The organism is Ornithinimicrobium sp. (assembly GCF_035267225.1).
Lineage (GTDB): Bacteria > Actinomycetota > Actinomycetes > Actinomycetales > Dermatophilaceae > Ornithinicoccus.
This window is the reverse complement of the sequence record NZ_DATFMA010000071.1, coordinates 11,340-30,775: the sequence shown is the minus strand read 5'-3', so window position 1 is coordinate 30,775 and position 19,436 is coordinate 11,340. Positions and strand designations below refer to the sequence as shown.

The following is a 19,436-nucleotide window of genomic DNA, read 5'->3' as shown; positions in this document are numbered from 1 at the left end:
AGGACGACGACGTCGCGGCCACCACCCGGCGTGACCGACGGGGCGCCAGGCTCGCCTCACGCTCCCCGCGCCCCCAGCGCAGTGCCACTGCGAGACCGAACAAGTAGCGCAGCGCTCCCGTCAGCACCACCCAGGCTCCGACCTGACCTGCCACGACGACGGACAACGCCAGTGTCATGACGGCGTCGGTCTCGGCGTCCAGCCGTGCCCCGGCGGCGGTGGGTCGTCCCTGAGCGCGCGCCACCGCACCGTCGATCCCGTCCAGCACCAAGGCCGCGGTGGCCAGCAGACAGAGCCACCACGAGGTCGGCGCCAGCACGTCGAGGGCGGTGAAGCACGCCCAGGCCACGACGACCGCCACCGCGCCGGCACGGACGTAGGTCACCAGGTCGGCGGCGCCGACCGTTCCGCGGGCGGCCCTGCGGCACAGCCCGCCGAGGACGCCGGCCAGGCCGAGCGACACCGCAGGCAGCACCAGCCAGTGCCAGGCGGCTCGCTGCCCCTCCGGCACGGCCAGCACCACACCCCCGACGCCGAGCGCGGTCGCCACGATCACCGGCCCGCCGTATACGGTGAGGCTCCGGGGTGTGTACTCCGCGGCCATAGTCGGACTGTACGAGAGGCTCGGTAGCGATGGCGCGAGCGGGTGCCGGCGCCGAGCGTCGCGCCACGGCCTACTGGAGCACGACGGCAGGGGGTGAGCTGCGTCGCAGCACACTCGCAGCGCCCGGCCCGGGACAGGTCGAGGTGCGCACCCTGCATACGGGGATCAGTGCGGGCACAGAGCGGTTGGTCCACTCCCGGCAGGTCCCCAGCGCCGTCACCGAGCTCATGCGTGCCCCGTTCCAGGAGGGTGACTTCGACGGCCCGGTCAAGTACGGCTACCTCTCGGTCGGCGTGGTGGAGGGGCTTGGTCCCGGGACGGCGGATCCCGGACTCCTCGGTCGGAGGGTGTTCTGCCACTACCCGCACCAAGACCGCTACGTCGTGCCGGTCGAGTCGCTGACTCCCATCCCGGACGCGGTGCCCTCCCCGCGAGCGGTCCTGGCCGGCACGGTGGAGACCGCGATCAACGCCCTGTGGGACGCGCGCCCGCTGTACGCCGAACGGGTGGCGGTCATCGGCGTCGGACTGGTCGGGGCCAGTGTCCTCTCGCTGCTCCAGCGCTTCCCGCTCGCACGTCTGCTGGGCGTCGACCCGGACCCGCAGGCCCACCTCGTGGCGAGAACCTGGGGAGCGGACTGCGTCCACCCCGATGAGCTCTCCGGTGAGTTCGACCTCGTGGTGCACTGCTCCGGAACCGGCGACGGACTGGCCGCCGGCTTGGAGGTCCTGGACTACGAGGGCCGGGCGGTCGAGCTGTCCTGGTTCGGCCGACACCAGCCGCGCATTCCGCTCGGCGCGCAGTTCCACGCCCGACGCCTCAGCCTTCACGCCAGCCAGGTCTCGGCCGTCGCCCCGTCCATGCGCGCCCGCAGGCAGCGCAGCGACCGCCTCACGCTGGCGCTCGGTGCCTTGGCCGACCCACGCTACGACCGCCTGCTCACGGGGCCCAGCCCCTTCGAGACCTTGCCGCAGACCATGGGGCGACTCGCGACCGCGCACGAGTCAGTCTGGTGCCACGTCGTCGACTATCCCGACCCAGCCGATGCCGCCGAGCAGGAGTCCTGATGTATGCCGTGACCGTCTGCGACCACATGATGGTGGCACACAGCCTGCCCGACCCCTTCTTCGGACCGGCCCAGGCCTTGCACGGCGCGACCTACGTAGTGGAGGTGTGTCTGCGGGCCGAGCGCCTGGACGAGCACCAGGTGGTCGTCGACATCGGTGCGGCGACCGAGCATGTCGCGGCCGTCGTCGGCGAGCTGTCCTACCGCAACCTGGACGAGCACCCGGCCTTCGCGGGCGCGTTGACCACGACCGAGGTCCTGGCCCGGTACGTCGCCGAGCGGATGGCGGAGGCGCTGCGAGCCATGAGCCCGCCCCCGGAGCTGCACAGCATCGAGGTCATCCTGACCGAGCACCCTCGTGCCTCCGCCGGCTACACCCTGGTCTTGCCGACGTGAGTCGCGCAGGGTCGATGTCTGAGGCTCGACCGCGGCTGATCAGCCCCGGTGGCCTCCCCGGCCCGAGCGGCGGCACCCGCTACAACGAGCGGGTGGCCGCGGAGTGGGGCATCGAGGTGGAGTACCTGCCCGGCGGGTGGCCGCACCCGAGCACGGAGGACCTGGCCAACCTGGACGCGCTGCTGCATACCCGAGGTGGGGCCAGGCCGGTGCTGCTCGACGGCCTCATCGCCTCAGCGGCGGGCGCCACCCTAGGAGAGTCCCGCCCCGTCCGCGGTCGCCCCGAACGTCCTCGTGTGGTGGTGCTCCTGCACCTCCCCCTGCCCGCCGAGACCGGCCTGAGCCCGGCGCAGCAGGCCCAGCTCGGCGCCCGCGAGGGGGCGGCGCTGGCCGCCGCGGACGCCGTGGCGTGCACGAGCGACTGGGCGGCGGCTGACCTGCACCGTCGCTACCGGCTCACCGGTGCCGTCGTGGCCGAGCCCGGTGCGGACCTGGCCCCTGTGGCAGCGGGCAGCCACCCACCCCGATGGCTCACCCTCGGCGCGTTCAGCCCGCGCAAGAACCACGACCTGTTGCTCGAGGCGTTTCAGCACCCGTGCCTGCAGTCCCAGAGCTGGCAGGCGCTGTGGGTCGGCCCCGAGGCCGTTCCCGGGGCTCGAGCCCGCCTGTCGCGGGCCGTGGTGAGTACGGCCCGGCAAGACCGGGTGGAGGTGGCCGCCGCCCTGACCGGCGAGGACCTGGAAGACGTGTGGGCCGGCACCGACCTGCTGCTGCTGCCCTCGTGGGTGGAGAGCTACGGCATGGTGGTCACCGAGGCGCTGGCCCACGGGATCCCCGCAGTGGTGGGGGCGGGGACCGCGGCCGAGCACACCCTCCGTGGCACCGGCGCGCGTCTTCCCGGAGCGGTCGTGGACCCTGGGGACCCGCACGCCTGGGCGGCGGTGCTGCACTCCTGGCTGATGGACGAGACCCTGCGGCGTCGCTGGCGACGGAGCGCCCTAGAGCGGCGCGCGGACCTGCCGACGTGGTCGGCCACGGCCCAGCGGCTGCGCGACCTGCTCGACGCAAGGACGCGCGCATGAGCCGGCCGATCGAGGCCAGCTGGCTGGCGGTGCGCCGTGAGGCGGACTCGGCGGCCCGAGCTGACAGCGCCGGGCTGGTGGAGATGCTGGTCCGCTCGCTGCCCGTCGCCGACGCCGTCGCGCCCGAGGTGCTCGCCGTGGTGGACGTCGGCGCCGGAACCGGAGCCAACCAGGCGTGGCTCGGGCCGGCCCTGGCCGCGGCGGGCTACCAGGGTGTCCAGGACTGGCACCTGGTGGACCACGACGCGGCCCTTCTCGAAGCCGGGGCGGAGACCACGCGCACGAAGGCCGAGCACGGAGACCTCCTACGCACGACCCGGCACCAGGCCGGGGTGGAAAGCGCGGCCGCCCTGCTGGAACGGCAACCGCGTCCTCGGCTGCTCACCTGCTCCGCCCTGCTCGACCTGCTGACGACGAAGGAGGTGGACACCCTCGTCAGGGCGACTCTGAGGTCCGCCGACGCCGCCCTGTGGGCTCTGTCGGTGACCGGTGAGGTCGCGCTGACCCCGCCCCATCCGGCCGACTCACTCGTGAGCGACTTGTTCAACGCCGACCAGCAGCGCAGCGTCGGCCCGGGCCGGCACCTGCTCGGCCCGAGGGCCTGCGCGTACGCAGACCGGGCCCTGCGCGCGGGCGGTTGGCGGGTACACCGCGCGGACACCCGGTGGCGGCTCGGCCCAGCCGAGGAGCCCTTGGCCCGCAGATGGGTCGCGGAGCGGGCCGAGGCAGCCGGCGGAGCGAGCACCGACCCTCGCAGCCGAGCCCGGGTCCGTTCCTGGGCGGAGGCTCGCCGAGACCATCTGGACGCCGGAGTGTTGCGGGTCGTGGTCGGTCACACCGACCTGTTGGCGCTGCCGGACAGGGTGATCTCGGTGCATACGTCGTCCCCCAGCTGGTAGCGGCGCACGGGGGGACGCAGGGCCTGCGACAGGGAGTCCGCGCCGCTGTACCGGATGCCGGGCACCCCCTCGCCGATGAGCAGGGGGGCCGTAGTCAGGTACAGCCGGTCCAGCAGCCCGGCGTGCAGGAAGGTCGAGACGGTGACGCCCCCACCTTCGACGAGCACCCGGCCCAGACCCCGCTCGGCGAGCATGGACAGCACCTGCTCCGGTTCGAAGCGTCCCTGCGCGGTCAGCGGCAGTGAGACGACCTCCACATCCTGCCCCGCCCCCCGTCGGCGCGATGGTGCCTCGTCCGCGGCCTGGACCCACAGAGTACGGGCAGCGCCGTCACTCATCACGCCCGCAGAGGCCGGTACGCGAGCGCGCGGGTCAAGCACCACCCGCACCGGGTTGTCTCCCCGCACGGAGCGCACGGTGAGCTGCGGGTCGTCGTTGGCCACGGTGGAGGCGCCCACCACGACCGCGTCGACCAGCGCACGCAGGCGGTGCAGGTGCTCGCGGTCCTGGGGGCCGCTGACGAACCGTGCCTTGCCGGTGCGCGAGGCGATGAAACCGTCCAGGCTCTGGGCCAGCTGCGCCACCACGACGCGGGGTCCGGCGTCGGCCAGGGGGCCGTAGCGCTGGAGCAGCATCCGGTCGCTGGAGGAGACGACCTGGCCGGGAACGTCGCCTTCGGACAGCCGGTCCCACAGCGGCCGGTCCACGGGGTCGTCGTGCTGCATCCGGGCCCGCTTGGTCGCCAGGTAGGAAGAGTTCTCGGCACGGTCGGCGACGATGAGGCTGCGCCGGTCGGCGACGTGCACCCCGAAGGCCTGAAGCGCCTCCTGCTTGGCCGGGTTCGACGACAGCAGCACGACGGAGTGCAGACCCAGGTCGAGCAGGATGCCGGCGGCCGCGGCATAGTCGCGCGCGTCGGCGGGATGCCCGAGCGCGACGTTCGCATCCACCGTGTCGAGGCCCTCGTCCTGCAGGGCGTAGGCCCGAAGCTTCTCCACCAGCCCGATGCCCCGCCCCTCGTGCCCCCGCAGATAGAGCACGGCCCCGCGACCCTGTTGCGCCACCAGGGCCAGCGACAGCTCCAGCTGCTCGCCGCAGTCGCACCGCCGCGAGCCGAGCGCGTCACCCGTCAGGCACTCCGAGTGCAGGCGCACCAACGCTGGGTCACCATCGGAAGCACCGTCATGACCCATCACAAGAGCCGCGTGCTCGTGCCCGAGGGTGTCCCGGTAGCCGAGCAGGCGGAAGGTGCCGTGTCGGGTGGGCAGCGTGGTCTCCACGACGCGGTCCACCAGAGGCGATGAGGTCACGGTGTCCTCCCCTGGCTCATCTCAGCGGGCATCGGATCACTGTATGTGGGTCGGGAGGCCGCCATGCTTGCGGTGGCGGCTCGAGGGCAGGGCGGCGTCAGCGGGTCTGTCCCTGCCCCTCGACGACCCACTTGGTACTCGTCAGCTCGGCCAGGGCCATGGGCCCGCGGGCATGCAGCTTCTGCGTGGAGATGCCGATCTCGGCCCCGAACCCGAACTCGCCGCCATCGGTGAACCGGGTGGAGGCGTTGACCAGCACCGCCGCCGCGTCGATCTCGGCGACCCAGCGGTCGGCCGCCGCCCGGTCCTGGGTGACGATGGCCTCGGAGTGCGCCGAAGTGTGCTCCTGCACGTGGGCCAGTGCGGTGTCGAGGTCGCGCACCACCCGGGCGCTGATGTCGAGGGAGAGGAACTCGGTGTCGTCGTCGGCGTCGGTGATCGGCACGTAGGGCGTGTCCTGTGCCTGGGCGAAACCAGCCATCGCCTCGTCTCCATGCACGGTCACTCCCGCGGCGGTGAACTCCTTCATGATGCGCGGCAGCACGGCATCGGCAATGTCCTGATGCACCAGCAGCGACTCCGCGGCGTTGCAGACCGACGTGCGGTGGGTCTTGGCGTTGACGACGATACGGACGGCCATGTCCACGTCGGCCGACGCGTCGACGTAGACGTGACAGTTGCCGATACCGGTCTCGATGACCGGGACGGAGGCCTCGCGCACCACAGTGTTGATGAGGTCCGCACCGCCACGAGGGATCACCAGGTCGACCAGGCCACGTGCCGTCATCAGGGCCCGCCCGCTGTCCCGTCCGCCCCCGACGAGAAGGCTCACCGCCGCGGGCGGGAGCCCGCGGGCGGACATGGCTCCCCGCAGCACGTCCACCAACGCGGCGTTGGTGCTGGAAGCGGCCGAGCCCCCGCGCAGGATGACCGCGTTACCTGACTTCAGCGCCAGGCCGGCTGCGTCCACGCTGACGTTGGGGCGGGCCTCGTAGATCATGCCGACAACGCCCATGGGCACCCGCACCTGCCGGATGGCCAGCCCATTCGCCAGCCGCGAGCCTCGCACGATCTCACCAACGGGGTCCGGAAGCGTCGCCACGGTGCGCAGGCCCTCTGCGCTGTCTGCGACCCGCCCGGCGTCGAAGCGGAGCCGGTCGAGCAGGTTCTGCGGCATTCCGGCGTCGGCGCCGCGCTGGAGGTCCTCGGCGTTGGCCCGCTCCACCTGCTCGGCCTGCTCCACCAGCGCATCAGCCATGGCGAGCAGCGCCGCGTCCTTCTCACCTCGTGTCAGGAGGGCCAGCCGGCGGGAGGCCAGGCGGGCGGCACGCGCGACGCGGTGCACCTCCTGCACCACGCCGTCGTCGATCTCGGTCTCCAGCAACGGGCTCATCATGCTCCTCGGCTCGGGTCAGGCATCTACAACACCACCAGGTCGTCGCGGCGCACCACCGTGCGCGCAGCCCTGCCGGATGCGCGGGGTCGGGCGTGCTCGGCGGCAGAGGTGTCGAGGCGGCGTCCCACGAGCGGCGCCAGATCGCCGGAAGCGTAGTTCACCAAGCCTCGGGCCACCACCGAGCCGGCCGGGTCACAGAGCTCCACGGTGTCGCCGGCTACGAACCGGCCCTCGATGGCGGTCACTCCGACGGGCAACAGGGAGCGCTGGCGCTGGACCACGGCAGCGACTGCCCCCCGGTCGAGGATCAGCCTGCCCCGCGCGTTGGCGGCGTGCGCCAGCCAGCGGCGACGAGCCGACTTGCGTTCGCCGGTGGGCGCGAAGTACGTGCCCACGTCCTCACCGGCCAGGGCGTCTGCGGCGTTCTCGGCGCTGGTCACCAGGACGGTCACGCCCTCCTGGGTGGCCATCTGGGCGGCAGCTACCTTGGAGGCCATGCCCCCGGTGCCGACTCCTGACCCCATCACCGAGATGTCGACCTCGACGACCTCCTCGGGGTGGCGAACCGTGGAGATGCGCGAAGCCGCGGGTTCGCCCGGGTGCATGTCGTACAGCGCGTCCACGTCGGAGAGCAGGATGAGCGCATCGGCGTTGACCAGGTTGGCGACCAGGGCTGCGAGCCGGTCGTTGTCACCGAAACGGATCTCGTCGGTGGCGACCGCGTCGTTCTCGTTGATCACCGGCACCACCTCGAGCTCGAGCAGCCGCTCGAGCGTCCGGGAGGCGTTGACGTAGTGCTTGCGCCGGTGCAGGTCGTCGGCAGTGAGCAGCACCTGCCCCACGTTCATGCCGTGCAACGAGAAGGCCTGCGTGTAGGCCGCCATCAGGCTGCCTTGTCCGGCACTGGCCGCCGCCTGCTGAGTAGCCAGGTCCTTGGGCCGACGCGCCAGGCTCAGCGGGGTCATTCCGGCGGCGATGGCACCCGACGAGACCAGCAGCACCTGCGTGCCTGCCGCCCATCGCTTGGCGATGACGGTAGACAAGGCCTGCAGCTGGTAGGCGTCGATTCCCCCGCTCGACGCGGTGATGGAGGAGGATCCCACCTTGACCACGACACGGTGAGCCTCGCGCAGCACCGAGCACAGATCGTCCACATTCAGCATACTAATACACTCGACAACATATTCATGCACCCCCGCGGTCTCGCAGCCGTGGTCGCTCCCCTCAGTCGTGCTCCCCGGCTGACCCGGGCCCACCTCGCTCCGCGGCCAGCTCGGCGCGGGCCCGCGCCGCCGCGTCCATCTTGTCCCGGAAGGACTGACGCTTCTCGGTCCGGGTGGGGCGCGCGCCCTCCTCCAGACGCGGGTCGCTGCCCCGCACTCCCAGCAGCTCCGCGCCGCTGGACATCGTGGGCTCCCAGTCGAAGACGACCGCGTCGCCGTCGGGGCCGACCAGGACCGTCGACCCCGCGACCGCCCCGGCTTTGAGCAGGGCTTCCTCCACCCCTAGCCGGTTGAGCCGGTCAGCCAGGTAGCCAACCGCCTCGTCGTTGGCGAAGTCGGTCTGCCGCACCCAGCGGGTGGGGCGCTCGCCGAGCACGCGGAAGACCTCCTCCTCGCCGACCCGTTCGCGCACCACCTCGAACCCCTGCTCGTCCGCGGCCACCGGACGCAGCACGCGTCGAGCAGGCTCGGCCGGCGGTCGCGAGCGGCGCGCTCGCTCGACGTGCCCGGCCAGAGCGAACGCGAGATCCTTCAGGCCCGTGTGGGCGACCGCGGAGACGATGTGCACCTCCAGGCCGCGTTCGCGCAGGTCGGGGGCGACCATCTCGGCGAGCTCACGCGCCTCGGGGACGTCGGCCTTGTTCAGCACCACCACGCGGACCCTTTCGCCGAGGGGAACCCCGCCCAGCGAGGCCTCCGGAACGTAGGCCTCCAGCTCGGCTTCGATGACGTCGAGGTCGCTCAGGGGGTCACGACCCGGCTCCAGGGTGGCGCAGTCGACCACATGCACCAGGACGTGGCAGCGCTCCACGTGGCGCAGGAAATGCAGGCCCAGACCACGACCGCGGCTGGCCCCCGGGATCAGCCCCGGGACGTCTGCGACGGTGAACCGAGCCTCGCCGGCGGAGACGACCCCGAGGTGAGGAACCAGGGTGGTGAAGGGATAGTCGGCCACCTTCGGCTTCGCCGCACTGAGCACCGAGACCAGCGAGGACTTGCCGGCCGAGGGGAAGCCGATCAGCGCGACGTCCGCGAGGGTCTTCAGCTCCAGGACCACGTCGCGCTCCTCGCCCGGCTCCCCGAGCAGAGCGAAGCCGGGCGCCTTGCGTCGCGGCGAGGACAGCGCCTTGTTGCCCAGTCCGCCACGACCACCTCGCGCCACCACGTACTCCGTGCCGTCGCCGACCAGGTCGGCCAGGAGGCGCCCGTCGCGGGTGCTCACCACCGTGCCGTCGGGCACGGCCAGTACGAGGTGGGCACCGGAGGAGCCGTGACGTTCGCTGCCTTGACCCGGCTGACCGTTCGGAGCGTCACGGTGCGGGCCCCGATGGAACTCCAGCAGCGTGGTCACCGACGTATCGACACGCAAGGTCACGTCACCGCCGTTGCCCCCGTTGCCGCCGTCTGGGCCACCGAGCGGCTTGAACTTCTCGCGGTGCACCGACGCCACTCCACGGCCCCCGGCGCCGCCGCGTGCATGCAGCACGACGCGGTCAACGAAGGTGGACATGACTCATTGTTTCATCGGCGCCGGCCGTGTGCGCCTCCCGCGCGTCAGTGTTCCGAGGGGGACGGGTGCTGCCACCGGCCGTCGTCGGCGTGGCGCGCGGACCCGGCTCAGGCCGAGGCGGTTTCGGAGACGATGTTCACGGTCTTGCGGCCGTGACGGGCTCCGAACTCGACGGTGCCCTCGACGAGGGCGAACAACGTGTCGTCCGACCCACGACCCACGCCCACTCCGGGATGGAAGTGCGTTCCGCGCTGACGCACGATGATCTCGCCGGCATTGACCAGCTGACCGCCGAAGCGCTTGACGCCCAGGCGCTGCGCGTTGGAGTCGCGACCGTTCCGGGTTGAGGATGCACCCTTCTTGTGTGCCATGCGTACTGCCCTACCTTCGTTCGCTCTGCGATGTGGTGGCCGCCTTCCCGGACACGGTCCTACGACCGGCCCGGGACACGGTCTCAGGCGTTGATTGCGGTGATCTTGACCTCGGTCAGTGGCTGACGGTGACCTTGGCGCTTCTTGTAGCCCGTCTTGTTCTTGAACTTCTGGATGACGATCTTGGGGCCCTTGACGGGGCGAACGACCTCGGCCGTCACCGTGGCCTTGGCCAACGCCGATGCCTCCGAGGTGACCGTGTCGCCGTCGACCAGCAGCAGCGGAGCGAGCTCCACCGACTCACCCGCAGGTGAACCGACCTTGTCGATGACCAGGACGTCGCCGACGGCGACCTTCTCCTGGCGCGCTCCGGCGCGAACGATGGCGTACACGGGTGACTCTCTTTCTGCAGTGACAACGGCGGGAGACAGTTCCCGATCACGAAGTGAAGGCACGCCCGACAGGCGATGCGCCGACCTCCAAGGGTAAGGCCTGGGCCCGCGCGGGCAAAACCGCTCAGACCTTGCTCAGGCCTGCTCGTCCTCGGGTGTGGTGGCCGCTGGCGGCCCGGCGGGGGCGACCACTCGACCTCGCGCGCGGCGCTGCCGTCGCGGCACGGTCGAGGCTGCCTCCGGGTCCGGCCGACTCTCGGGGGCCACGTCGGCCTCGGGCTCCGGCTGGCTACCAGAGGGATCGGGGGCTTCGGCTTCCTGTGTTCGCGGGTGAGCCACCCCTGCTCCGACTTCTTCCCCGGATCCTGCGCTCTCGGCACCGTGACTGCTCGCGTTCACCGCGGCCGCGTGCGCAGCGGCGGCGATCTGAGCCGCCGTCGGACCCGACGGAGTCTTCGCAGCGCCCGAGTGCGAGTCCGAGCCTGTCGAGCCGGACCCGTTCGCCCCGCGAGACTTGCGCGAGCCGCGACCACGACCACCAGAGCGACCCTGGTCGCCGCCGCCGGCGTCGACCGGCTCGCTGTGGACGATGATGCCGCGACCTGCGCAGTGGCCGCACGACTCGGAGAACACCTCGACCAGACCCGAGCCCACCCGCTTGCGGGTCATCTGAACCAGCCCCAGTGAGGTCACCTCCGCGACCTGGTGTTTGGTGCGGTCCCGGCCCAGGCACTCCAACAGGCGCCGGACCACGAGGTCACGGTTGCTCTCCAGCACCATGTCGATGAAGTCGATGACGATGATCCCGCCGACGTCGCGCAGCCGCAGCTGCCGCACGATCTCCTCGGCGGCCTCGATGTTGTTCTTGGTGACGGTCTCCTCCAGGTTGCCGCCGGAGCCCACGAACTTGCCCGTGTTGACGTCGACGACCGTCATCGCCTCGGTCCGGTCGATGACCAGGGAGCCGCCGGAAGGCAGCCAGACCTTGCGGTCCATGGCCTTGGCCAAGGCCTCGGTGACCCGCAGCTCGGCGAAGACGTCCTGCTCGCTCGACCACTGCTCGACCCGTGGCCGCAGGTCGGGTGCCACCCGTTCGATGTACTGGCTGACGTCCCGCCACGCTTGGTCACCGGAGACGATGAGCTTGGCGAAGTCCTCGTTGAAGACGTCGCGGATGACCCGCACGGTCATGTCGGGCTCGGAGTGCAGCAGCACGGGTCCGGAAGCGGTCTTGGTCTTGGACTCACTCCTGGACTTGATCTGCTCCCACAGAGCCGTCAGCCGCTCCACGTCGGCCCGCAGGTCGGCCTCACTGGCCCCCTCGGCGGCCGTCCGCACGATCACTCCCGCGTCCTCGGGTACGACCTCCCGCAGGATCCGCTTCAGGCGGGCACGCTCGGTGTCGGGAAGCTTGCGTGAGATCCCGGTCATCGAGTTACCCGGCACGTACACCAGGAACCGGCCCGGCAACGAGACCTGAGAGGTCAGACGGGCACCTTTGTGCCCGATCGGGTCCTTGGTCACCTGCACCAGCACGTTCTGTCCGGAGGTGAGGGCGTTCTCGATCCGCTTGGCCTGGTTGACCTCCAAACCTGCAGCGTCCCAGTTCACCTCCCCGGCGTAGAGCACGGCGTTGCGTCCCTTGCCGATGTCGACGAAGGCGGCCTCCATGCTCGGCAGGACATTCTGTACTCGCCCGAGGTAGACGTTGCCGACACTGGTCGACTGGTCGTCGCGCGACACGTAGTGCTCGACCAGGACGTCGTCCTCCAAGACCCCGATCTGGGTGCGGTCCGGCATCCCGCGCACCACCATGACGCGCTCGACGCTCTCCCGGCGTGCGAGGAACTCGGCCTCACTGATGACGGTACGGCGACGCCCGACCTCTCGCCCCTCACGCCGACGCTGCCGCTTGGCCTCCAGCCGGGTGGAGCCACGTACCCCGGTGACCTCGTCGCGAGCGCCGCGCTCCGGGGACTCCGAGCGACGCCGTCGACGCCGTCGCTTGCTGCCCTCGGACTCCTCGCCCTCGCCGCTGTCCGAGGATGGTTCGGACTTCGCCGCGGACGACTCGTCGTTCTGAGTCTTCGACCTCTGCTGCCCACCCTTGTTCTTGCTCTGGCCCGCACCCTGCTTGCTCTGGCCCGCAGCCTGCTTGCTCGACCCGCCGTCATCGCTCTCGCCTGCGACGGCTTCGTCGCCGCTGTCGGTGGCCTGGCTGGAGTCGTTGGCCGACCCGGAGTCGGCGTCGCCACCCGAGCGGCCTCGACCACGACCCCGGCCCTTGCCGCCCCGCTTCCGCCGCCGACCCTTGGACGAACCGCTCTCACCCTGACCCCCGGACGAGCCTTCGTCGGCCGCCCCGGCCTCGTCAGCGCCTCCGTCCTCGTCCTTGTCCGGCCCGTCTGCGGAGGCATGCTCGGAGGAGTCTTCCTCTGGCGCCGAGGCACCCTGCGACGGGTGCTCCGATCCCGAGGTTTCCTCGTCCTTGCCCTCCGTCCGGCTCCTGCGCGGCTTGCGCGCAGGCAGCTCGCTGAGGTCCGGCGCCTGGAAGATCAGACCGAAACCGGGGGGCGCGGGGGTGGTGACCGAGGACTCGTCGGGCCCGCCCGGGCCCGGCGTGCCGGACTCTGCCGAGCCCGTCGTCGATGGGTCGTCCGTCGTGGACATGGTGTCCTCTCGTGCCCCGCCGGAGGGCCCACCCCGGGCCTGGTCGGCCCACCGTCCGTGGGGCGGTCGCGTCGTCGGACCCGTCAGGGCCGGACGGAAGCTCGTCCGTGCGCCACCTCGGTTCGCGCACCTCGCGCGTCACCAGTGCGGCACCGACGACACTGCTGGCCCACCATCTCCTCGCGCGCATCGTGATCGCGCCGCAGGGCCTGTCGTCGGGTTCCACGGCGGGGGTGGGTGCCGCGGAACCATCGGCAGTATCGCACAGACGCACCCTCAGCTATCGCACGTCGGCCACGACAAGCCCGGCGCGAGCCTTGGGAACAAACCAGGTGGACTTGCGTGGCATCGCCGAGCGTTGCTTGTTCACCCGCACGAAGTCCTCGACCGTGACCGGCGCGATCAGCAGCGCCAGATCGGCCCGACCGTCGTCCACCGCGGCGCACAGCCAAGACGCAGGGTAGTCACCTCCCACGTAGGTGATCCGTTCGTCGGCAGGGTCCCAGCGAAGCAGGTCCCGCAGCACGAGCTGCTCCACCCGGGAGTGGTCCATTCGGTCGACGGCCGGCGCGTCCGGGTCACCAGAAGGCAGTCGCACGGAGTACCCCCGGCCGGCCGTGTACACGTGCATCACGCCCGCGGTCAGTGGAGTGTCCAGCGGGAGGTCGGCTGGTTCCACGTGTGCGCCGGCGTCGCTCAGGGCCTGCAGCGGCTCCCCCATCTGCGCCGGCCAGTCGCGGATCAAGCGGTGGTACGGGCGCAAGGCCAGCGACGACGCCGTGGTGATCACCGCGAGGAACTCGTCCAGCCCGGCGAGCTGGGCCGCCAGGGTGCGATGGTTTCCGTCGGCGACCACGAGCTCGCCGCCCCCGGCGAGGGAGCACAGGCGTGCCACCGTGTCCTCGTCGGTGACCGTCCACACCTCGTGCCGGCGCCCGGCGGCGTCGTGGTCGACCACGTCGGGCTCGCCCGCCTGCGTGCACACCCGCGCCAAGGCGGCCTGCAGCTCCTCCGCGCGCTCGGTCTGCACCAGCAGCACCGCCGAGAGCAGATGCCCGATCTGCTGCACCAGCGCGACTCGCTGGCGCACCTTGCCGATGAAGACATCCTCGTTGCGGATCACCCGTCCGGGCTGCCCTGCCTCGGTGGAGATCTCACCCGTGTCGACCATGGCGAACAGTCCGAGGCTGCTCGGGCCGTCGTCGGCGCTGATGCGGTAGACGGCGACCATCTGCTCGACGGCGCGGTAGCGCGCCTCCTGCTGGGCTTGCGCCCACCGGCGGCCCGCGGCGGGCAGCGCCGCCGCGAAGTCCTCCGGGTCGGCGCCAGGCGCCCGATGGGGCATCTCCACCGCCAAGGCACTGTGCGGGTTGTCGCGCAGGATCTGGGTGACCTCGGCGTCGTCGGCGAACTCGTCGTAGTTCTGCGCGCCTGTGCCGCCGGTACTGACCCAGGCGCGGGTGACCGGCGAGACGGCGGTATGGGATGGGGCGCTCATGTGCAGGCAGGGTACGCCTCACGGTGCGTGTCCGGGCCGAGGTGAGATGCCTCACGGTGGCGGTGGCCAGGGACGCGGGGCGGCCTTGTTAGTCTGATCGCTCCGCAATCACGAGCCTCGAGGTGGAGCAGCGTGCGCGTCTACAACTTCGCCGCGGGGCCGGCCACAATGCCCCTCGACGTCCTGACCCGAGCCCAGTCCGAGCTGACCGACTGGGCTGATGAGGGTATGTCCGTCATGGAGGTCAGCCACCGCAGCGCTGCCTTCGTGCGGACCGCCGAGGGGGCCGAGTCGAGGCTGCGGTCGCTGCTCGGGCTCGGCGACGACTACGAGGTGCTCTTCCTCCAGGGCGGCGCGACCGGTCAGTTCTCCGCGGTTCCGCTCAACCTCACGGCCCCCGGGGCGACGGTGGACTACGTCAACACCGGTGCGTGGTCCGCGAAGGCGATCAAGGAGGCCCGCAAGTACGCGCAGGTGCGGGTGGTGGCCGATGAGGAGGCCACGGGCTACGCATCGGCGCCGGAGCCGGGCACCCTGGCCTCCGGGCCCGGTGCGGCGTACCTGCACTACACACCGAACGAGACCATCGGCGGTGTCGAGTTCGGCTACGTTCCCTCGGTCGAGGCGCCGCTGGTCGCCGACATGTCCTCGACGATCCTGTCCCGGCCTATCGACGTCTCACAGTTCGGCCTCATCTACGCCGGAGCCCAGAAGAACCTCGGACCCGCGGGACTGTGCGTGGTCATCGTGCGCACCGACCTGCTGGGGCGGGCGCGCCCGGAGACGCCGTCGGTGTGGGACTACAGGCAGATGGCCGCAGCCGGCTCGATGCTGAACACCCCGCCGACCTTCGCGTGGTACCTGCTCGGGCTGACCCTGGAGTGGATCGAGCAGACCGGTGGCCTGTCGGCGATGGCCGAACGCAACCAGGCCAAGGCCGCCATGCTCTACGCCTCGATCGACGGCTCGGACTACTACTCCAACCCGGTGGCACCGGACGCGCGCAGCTGGATGAACGTGCCGTTCCTGCTCGCCGACCCCTCGCGCGAGGCCGACTTCCTGGCCGGCGCCAAGGCCGCGGGGCTGGCCAACCTCGAGGGCCATCGCTCCGTCGGGGGGATGCGGGCCAGCATCTACAACGCGATGCCGCTGGAGGGCGTGCGCGCGTTGACCGACTACATGGCCGACTTCGAAAGGCACCACGCGTGACCGAGCGCATCAAGACCTACAACGCCATCAGCCCGATCGGGCTGGCCCGCCTGCCCAAGGACTGGGAGGTGGGCCCCGACGTTGCCGAACCGGACGCTCTCATTCTGCGCTCGGCCGACCTGCACGCCGAGGTGATCCCTGACTCCGTGCTCGCGGTGGCCCGAGCGGGCGCCGGGACGAACAATGTTCCGGTCGAGAAGCTCAGCGCGCGTGGCGTCGCGGTCTTCAACACCCCCGGCGCCAACGCCAACGCCGTCAAGGAGCTGGTCATCGCCGGCATGCTTCTGGCCGCCCGCAACATCTGGCCGGCCGCGCACTTCACCGCGGGCCTCGCCGGAGCCGCGGAGGATCTGAACCCGACGGTGGAGAAGGCGAAGAAGCAGTACGCCGGCTTCGAGCTACCCGGTCGCACTCTCGGGGTTATCGGCCTGGGGGCGATCGGGGTCCTGGTGGCCAACGCCGCAGCCTCGCTGGGGATGAGGGTGGTGGGCTACGACGCCGCTCTGACCGTCAGCCGCGCCTGGCAGCTGTCCTCAGTGGTGGAGCAGGCCGGTTCGCTCGACGAGCTCTTCTCGCGCTCGGACATGGTGACCGCCCACGTGCCGCTGGCCAACGGGACCAGAGGCCTGATCGGGGCGGAGCAGATCGCCCGGATGCGCCCCGGCGCCACGGTGCTGAACTTCGCCCGCAGCGGCATCGTCGACGACGACGCCGTCCTGGCCGCGCTGGACGACGGCCGCCTGCACGCCTACATCTGCGACTTCCCCTCCCCCAGGCTGGTCGCGCACCCGAAGGTGGTCGCCCTGCCGCACCTGGGTGCCTCGACCGCCGAGGCGGAGGAGAACTGCGCTGTCATGGCCGCCGACCAGGTGCGCGAGTACCTGACCGACGGCAATATCCGCAACAGCGTCACCTTCCCGAACGCACAGCTGCCCCGCACCCCGGGGACCACCCGCATCGCCATCGTCAACGCGAACGTGCCCAACATGGTCGGCCAGATCTGTGCCGTGCTGGCCTCGGCCGGGCACAACCTGGCGGACCTGCTCAACACCTCCAGGGGCGAGCTGGCCTACACCCTCATCGACGTGGAGGGTGAGGTCGGCGCCGATGTGGTGCGGGAGGTGGAACAGGTCGACGGGGTTCTGCGGTTGCGCGTGCTGTAGTGCCGCGCTCAGTGGTCCACGCTCTCGCGCCAGCTTCGGCGCAGCGCAGCGAGGGAGGCTTACACGGCCGGGCGCTCCTCGCTCCGCTCCCGGTGGACGGCGTGGACGCGTCGGGTCGGTGCGCCGACCAGTGAGCGCGCCACGACGCCTGCGGGAAGGTCGATACGACCCAGCCGGGGCAGCAGCGCGATGCCGAAGCCATCGGCCACCAGCGAGAGCCGGCTCCCGAGATGCTCGACGACGGCACCGACCCGGTAGGTCAGTCGGCGGGAGTCCAGGGCTGCCAGCAGCCAGTCGCTGAACACCCCGGGGGTCTCGTCGATCCACGTCTGCCCGTCCAGGTCCCCCAGGTCGACGCCGTGCGGCCCCACGGGCACGGCGTGGTCGGCGCGCAGCACCAGGTCGACCGTGTCAAGCCCCAATGGCTGCGAGCGGACGCCGCCCTGCACTGGCACGTGCCGGTCGGTCCAGTCGTGCGTCACGGCCACGTCCACCTCGCCCCGACGCACCGCCGCCACCGACTGCTCGGGAGTCAGCTCGCGCAGCGTGAGCTGCAGCTCGGGGTGGTTCCTACGCAGGGCCGATGCGGCCGGGAGCAACAACGCCCGTAGGCCGGTCGGGAAGCTGGCCAAGGTCATGTCCCCGAAGACCCGGCCTTCCAGCCGCTCCAGCTCGGCTCGCGCCTGTTCGTCGAGGGCTTGGACCTGTTCGGCCAACCTCACCAGCACGGCGGCCGCATCCGTCGGAACGTTGCTGCGACCGCGGCGCACCATGATCGGCTGCGCCACGTGCTGCTGGAGACGGCCCAGCTGTTGGCTCACGGCCGAGGGGGTGCAGCGCAGCCGGTCCGCTGCAGCCAGCACACTTCCCTCCTCGACCACCGCTTGCAGGGTGACCAGGTGCTCCGGGCTGAACATGTAGGTTTCGTGACATATCTAGTGTAGTTCGTGTGACTTTTCCTTATCTATTCAGTCAGAGACAGTGAGTGTCGCCGCGCCCGGGACCCACCCGGGCGACCCTTCACCGTCACGTCAGAAAGGACCATCCGTCATGGCCACGTTCCTCACCCTCACCATCCTGTCGGTCGTCACGCTGTACGCCCTCGGCTCCTCGCAGACCCTGACCGGCACCACGAACCCAAGCCGTGCGGTGGTGCCGACCCTCGGCCGCGGCGTGCGCACCCTGGCGCACCTGGGTGCCTCGTGGCGCCCGGTCGCGCACATGCGCGGCTGAGCACACCCGACGCCGGACCTCCACCCCGTCAGGCCGGGAGGATGTTGTGGTTGATGCGCAAGACGTTGTCCGGGTCGTACCGACCCTTCAGCTGGGCAAGCCTTTCGTAGGTCGCGGCCCCGTACGCGGCGCGCACCCGGTCGGGCTCGTCGGGACCGAGGAAGTTCACGTACGGCCGCCCCGTCCCATGGGGCTGCATAGCCTGCCACGCTCCCCGTACCCAGTCGATATGGGACCCCGCCATCTCCGGCCGGTCCCACACACCGATGATGTTGAGCACGAAGCGGATGTCGCGATGCGCGAAGGCAGACCCCCCGGCGGGCTCCTCGCTGACGGCACCCTCCACGTGGTGGAGGTGGACCACGGACAGCGGGAACAGCCCACTCAGGGCGGCAGCCTGGTCCACGAGGCGATCCAGGCCTTCGTCGTCGACCTCGGCCAGGTACTCACTCTTCCAGTAGGTACCTAGACCGGCTGGGGCGGACTCATCGAAGAGGGACTGCAGCACCGTGTAGGGGATCGGGCCGAGGACGTCGGCCACGGGCTCGGCGAGGTCGCGGAGCGGGCGAAGGTCCTCCTCCGCCACCGCCTGGTCGCCCAGATGGCACGCAGCGACCCCGACGAGTGGTACGCCCTGGTACTCCTCAGGCAGGAACGGCTCCGGGGGGCCCGTCAGGAAGACCAGCATCGTGGTGAGCTCCGGGGACAGGTCGCGGGTCCAGTCCCGGAAGAACCTCAGCAGGCCCCTGGCTGCCTCGACCGGGAAGAAGATGACCCCGCCGTACACCATCGGCCCCACGGGGTGGACATCGAACTCGAACGAGGTGACCACTCCGAAGTTCCCACCCCCTCCCCGCAGTCCCCACAGCAGGTCCGGGGCACTGCGCCGGTCGGCTGTGACCACCGATCCGTCGGAGAGAACCACGTCGGCAGAGACAAGGTTGTCGGCCGCCAGGCCGTGGCGACGCATGAGCCAGCCGATGCCACCGCCGAGGGTGAAGCCGCCGATGCCGGTGGTGCTCACCAGGCCGCCGGTGGTGGCGAGGCCGAACGCCTGCGTCTCGCGGTCGAGCTCACCCCACAGCACACCGCCCTGCGCCCGCACGGTGCGTGCCCGTGCGTCCACCCTGACGCCCTTGAGGGGTGAGAGGTCGACCACCATGCCGTCGTCACAGCTCCCGAAGCCCGCGACATGATGGCCGCCGCCGCGGACGGCGATCGGCAGGCCGTGGTCACGGGCGAACGTCACGGCCGCGGCAACGTCAGCCGTCCCGCGACAGCCCACGATGACGGCAGGGCGCCGGTCAATGGCGCCATTCCACACCCGCCGGCGCGCCTCATACTCCGGGTCCTGCGGCATGCTCACATGGCCGCGTACGAGGCTACGCAACTGCGCCACAGCGGTGTCACCTAG

At 71.0% G+C, this 19,436-nt stretch carries 17 protein-coding genes and 1 pseudogene; 7 read left to right on the top strand and 11 right to left on the bottom strand.

Translation table 11 applies throughout. From position 1 onward, the window contains the following. Window positions 1–88: 88 nt before the first annotated feature. Window positions 89–604: pseudogene (locus VJ976_RS06370) on the bottom strand (CDP-alcohol phosphatidyltransferase family protein); the annotation flags it as partial. Between the two features lie 29 nt (window positions 605–633). Here VJ976_RS06370 and VJ976_RS06365 point away from each other — a divergent pair. The 4 genes from VJ976_RS06365 to VJ976_RS06350 are packed head-to-tail and all read left to right on the top strand — an operon-like array spanning window position 634 to window position 4,047. Beyond that, a complete protein-coding gene (locus VJ976_RS06365; RefSeq protein WP_324099276.1) occupies window positions 634–1,671 on the top strand; it encodes a zinc-binding alcohol dehydrogenase in 1,038 nt (345 codons plus the stop codon). Further along, window positions 1,671–2,066 carry a 6-carboxytetrahydropterin synthase gene (locus tag VJ976_RS06360; RefSeq protein WP_324099275.1) on the top strand — a complete coding sequence of 132 codons (396 nt, stop codon included), beginning with the start codon at window positions 1,671–1,673 and terminating at the stop codon, window positions 2,064–2,066. The genes VJ976_RS06365 and VJ976_RS06360 overlap by 1 nt, the downstream gene beginning before the upstream one ends. Window positions 2,067–2,080: 14 nt before the next feature. After that, on the top strand, window positions 2,081–3,148 hold the full coding sequence (locus VJ976_RS06355) for a glycosyltransferase family 4 protein (RefSeq protein WP_324099274.1): 1,068 nt from the start codon (window positions 2,081–2,083) through the stop codon (window positions 3,146–3,148). After that, window positions 3,145–4,047, top strand: a complete 903-nt coding sequence (locus VJ976_RS06350; protein WP_324099273.1) for a hypothetical protein — start codon at window positions 3,145–3,147, stop codon at window positions 4,045–4,047. The genes VJ976_RS06355 and VJ976_RS06350 overlap by 4 nt, the downstream gene beginning before the upstream one ends. On the opposite strand, the gene ribA is transcribed toward VJ976_RS06350, so the two are convergent. The 8 genes from ribA to VJ976_RS06310 all read right to left on the bottom strand — a co-directional run bounded on the left by ribA (window position 3,981) and on the right by VJ976_RS06310 (window position 14,417). Then, the gene (ribA, locus tag VJ976_RS06345; protein ID WP_324099272.1) at window positions 3,981–5,357 is read right to left on the bottom strand and encodes a GTP cyclohydrolase II; all 1,377 of its coding nucleotides are present in this window, start codon (window positions 5,355–5,357) and stop codon (window positions 3,981–3,983) included. The genes VJ976_RS06350 and ribA overlap by 67 nt on opposite strands. Before the next feature lie 97 nt (window positions 5,358–5,454). Next, a complete protein-coding gene (locus VJ976_RS06340; RefSeq protein WP_414693576.1) occupies window positions 5,455–6,753 on the bottom strand; it encodes a glutamate-5-semialdehyde dehydrogenase in 1,299 nt (432 codons plus the stop codon). 23 nt (window positions 6,754–6,776) lie between these two features. Continuing rightward, entirely contained in the window at window positions 6,777–7,907 is a 1,131-nt protein-coding gene (proB, locus tag VJ976_RS06335) for a glutamate 5-kinase (protein WP_324099270.1), read from the bottom strand. Window positions 7,908–7,977: 70 nt separating this feature from the next. Next, window positions 7,978–9,486: a GTPase ObgE gene (obgE, locus tag VJ976_RS06330; protein WP_324099269.1), complete on the bottom strand. Its 1,509-nt coding sequence runs from the start codon at window positions 9,484–9,486 to the stop codon at window positions 7,978–7,980. A gap of 107 nt (window positions 9,487–9,593) precedes the next feature. Continuing rightward, a complete protein-coding gene (rpmA, locus tag VJ976_RS06325; RefSeq protein ID WP_324099268.1) occupies window positions 9,594–9,857 on the bottom strand; it encodes a 50S ribosomal protein L27 in 264 nt (87 codons plus the stop codon). Window positions 9,858–9,940: 83 nt separating this feature from the next. Then, complete coding sequence (rplU, locus tag VJ976_RS06320) at window positions 9,941–10,249, bottom strand: 50S ribosomal protein L21 (RefSeq protein WP_324099267.1); 309 nt, start codon at window positions 10,247–10,249, stop codon at window positions 9,941–9,943. A 135-nt stretch (window positions 10,250–10,384) separates the two neighbouring features. Then, window positions 10,385–12,919, bottom strand: coding sequence for an Rne/Rng family ribonuclease (locus tag VJ976_RS06315; RefSeq protein ID WP_324099266.1), 2,535 nt, complete (start codon window positions 12,917–12,919; stop codon window positions 10,385–10,387). Between the two features lie 280 nt (window positions 12,920–13,199). Further along, the gene (locus VJ976_RS06310; protein WP_324099265.1) at window positions 13,200–14,417 is read right to left on the bottom strand and encodes a DUF1015 family protein; all 1,218 of its coding nucleotides are present in this window, start codon (window positions 14,415–14,417) and stop codon (window positions 13,200–13,202) included. Between the two features lie 132 nt (window positions 14,418–14,549). Between VJ976_RS06310 and serC the strand changes: the two genes are divergently transcribed. Both serC and VJ976_RS06300 read left to right on the top strand, forming a co-directional pair. After that, a complete protein-coding gene (gene serC / locus VJ976_RS06305) occupies window positions 14,550–15,626 on the top strand; it encodes a 3-phosphoserine/phosphohydroxythreonine transaminase (RefSeq protein ID WP_324099264.1) in 1,077 nt (358 codons plus the stop codon). Further along, window positions 15,623–16,789 (top strand): phosphoglycerate dehydrogenase, encoded by a 1,167-nt coding sequence (locus VJ976_RS06300; RefSeq protein WP_324099263.1) that lies wholly within the window; start codon window positions 15,623–15,625, stop codon window positions 16,787–16,789. The genes serC and VJ976_RS06300 overlap by 4 nt, the downstream gene beginning before the upstream one ends. Window positions 16,790–16,848: 59 nt before the next feature. On the opposite strand, the gene VJ976_RS06295 is transcribed toward VJ976_RS06300, so the two are convergent. Beyond that, window positions 16,849–17,706: a LysR substrate-binding domain-containing protein gene (locus VJ976_RS06295; RefSeq protein ID WP_324099262.1), complete on the bottom strand. Its 858-nt coding sequence runs from the start codon at window positions 17,704–17,706 to the stop codon at window positions 16,849–16,851. A gap of 133 nt (window positions 17,707–17,839) precedes the next feature. Between VJ976_RS06295 and VJ976_RS06290 the strand changes: the two genes are divergently transcribed. Beyond that, window positions 17,840–18,022 (top strand): hypothetical protein, encoded by a 183-nt coding sequence (locus VJ976_RS06290; protein WP_324099261.1) that lies wholly within the window; start codon window positions 17,840–17,842, stop codon window positions 18,020–18,022. 28 nt (window positions 18,023–18,050) lie between these two features. On the opposite strand, the gene VJ976_RS06285 is transcribed toward VJ976_RS06290, so the two are convergent. Further along, entirely contained in the window at window positions 18,051–19,382 is a 1,332-nt protein-coding gene (locus VJ976_RS06285) for an FAD-binding oxidoreductase (RefSeq protein ID WP_324099321.1), read from the bottom strand. Window positions 19,383–19,436 lie beyond the last annotated feature (54 nt).

Bases quoted from the DNA above. Each gene is read 5' to 3' on its own strand.
- VJ976_RS06365 (WP_324099276.1), top strand. From the start codon at position 634: ATGGCGCGAGCGGGTGCCGGCGCCGAGCGTCGCGCCACGGCCTACTGG.
- VJ976_RS06360 (WP_324099275.1), top strand. From the start codon at position 1,671: ATGTATGCCGTGACCGTCTGCGACCACATGATGGTGGCACACAGCCTG.
- VJ976_RS06355 (WP_324099274.1), top strand. From the start codon at position 2,081: ATGTCTGAGGCTCGACCGCGGCTGATCAGCCCCGGTGGCCTCCCCGGC.
- VJ976_RS06350 (WP_324099273.1), top strand. From the start codon at position 3,145: ATGAGCCGGCCGATCGAGGCCAGCTGGCTGGCGGTGCGCCGTGAGGCG.
- VJ976_RS06340 (WP_414693576.1), bottom strand. From the start codon at position 6,753: ATGATGAGCCCGTTGCTGGAGACCGAGATCGACGACGGCGTGGTGCAG.
- obgE (WP_324099269.1), bottom strand. From the start codon at position 9,486: ATGTCCACCTTCGTTGACCGCGTCGTGCTGCATGCACGCGGCGGCGCC.
- rpmA (WP_324099268.1), bottom strand. From the start codon at position 9,857: ATGGCACACAAGAAGGGTGCATCCTCAACCCGGAACGGTCGCGACTCC.
- VJ976_RS06315 (WP_324099266.1), bottom strand. From the start codon at position 12,919: ATGTCCACGACGGACGACCCATCGACGACGGGCTCGGCAGAGTCCGGC.
- VJ976_RS06310 (WP_324099265.1), bottom strand. From the start codon at position 14,417: ATGAGCGCCCCATCCCATACCGCCGTCTCGCCGGTCACCCGCGCCTGG.
- VJ976_RS06295 (WP_324099262.1), bottom strand. From the start codon at position 17,706: ATGTTCAGCCCGGAGCACCTGGTCACCCTGCAAGCGGTGGTCGAGGAG.
- VJ976_RS06290 (WP_324099261.1), top strand. From the start codon at position 17,840: ATGGCCACGTTCCTCACCCTCACCATCCTGTCGGTCGTCACGCTGTAC.
- VJ976_RS06285 (WP_324099321.1), bottom strand. From the start codon at position 19,382: ATGCCGCAGGACCCGGAGTATGAGGCGCGCCGGCGGGTGTGGAATGGC.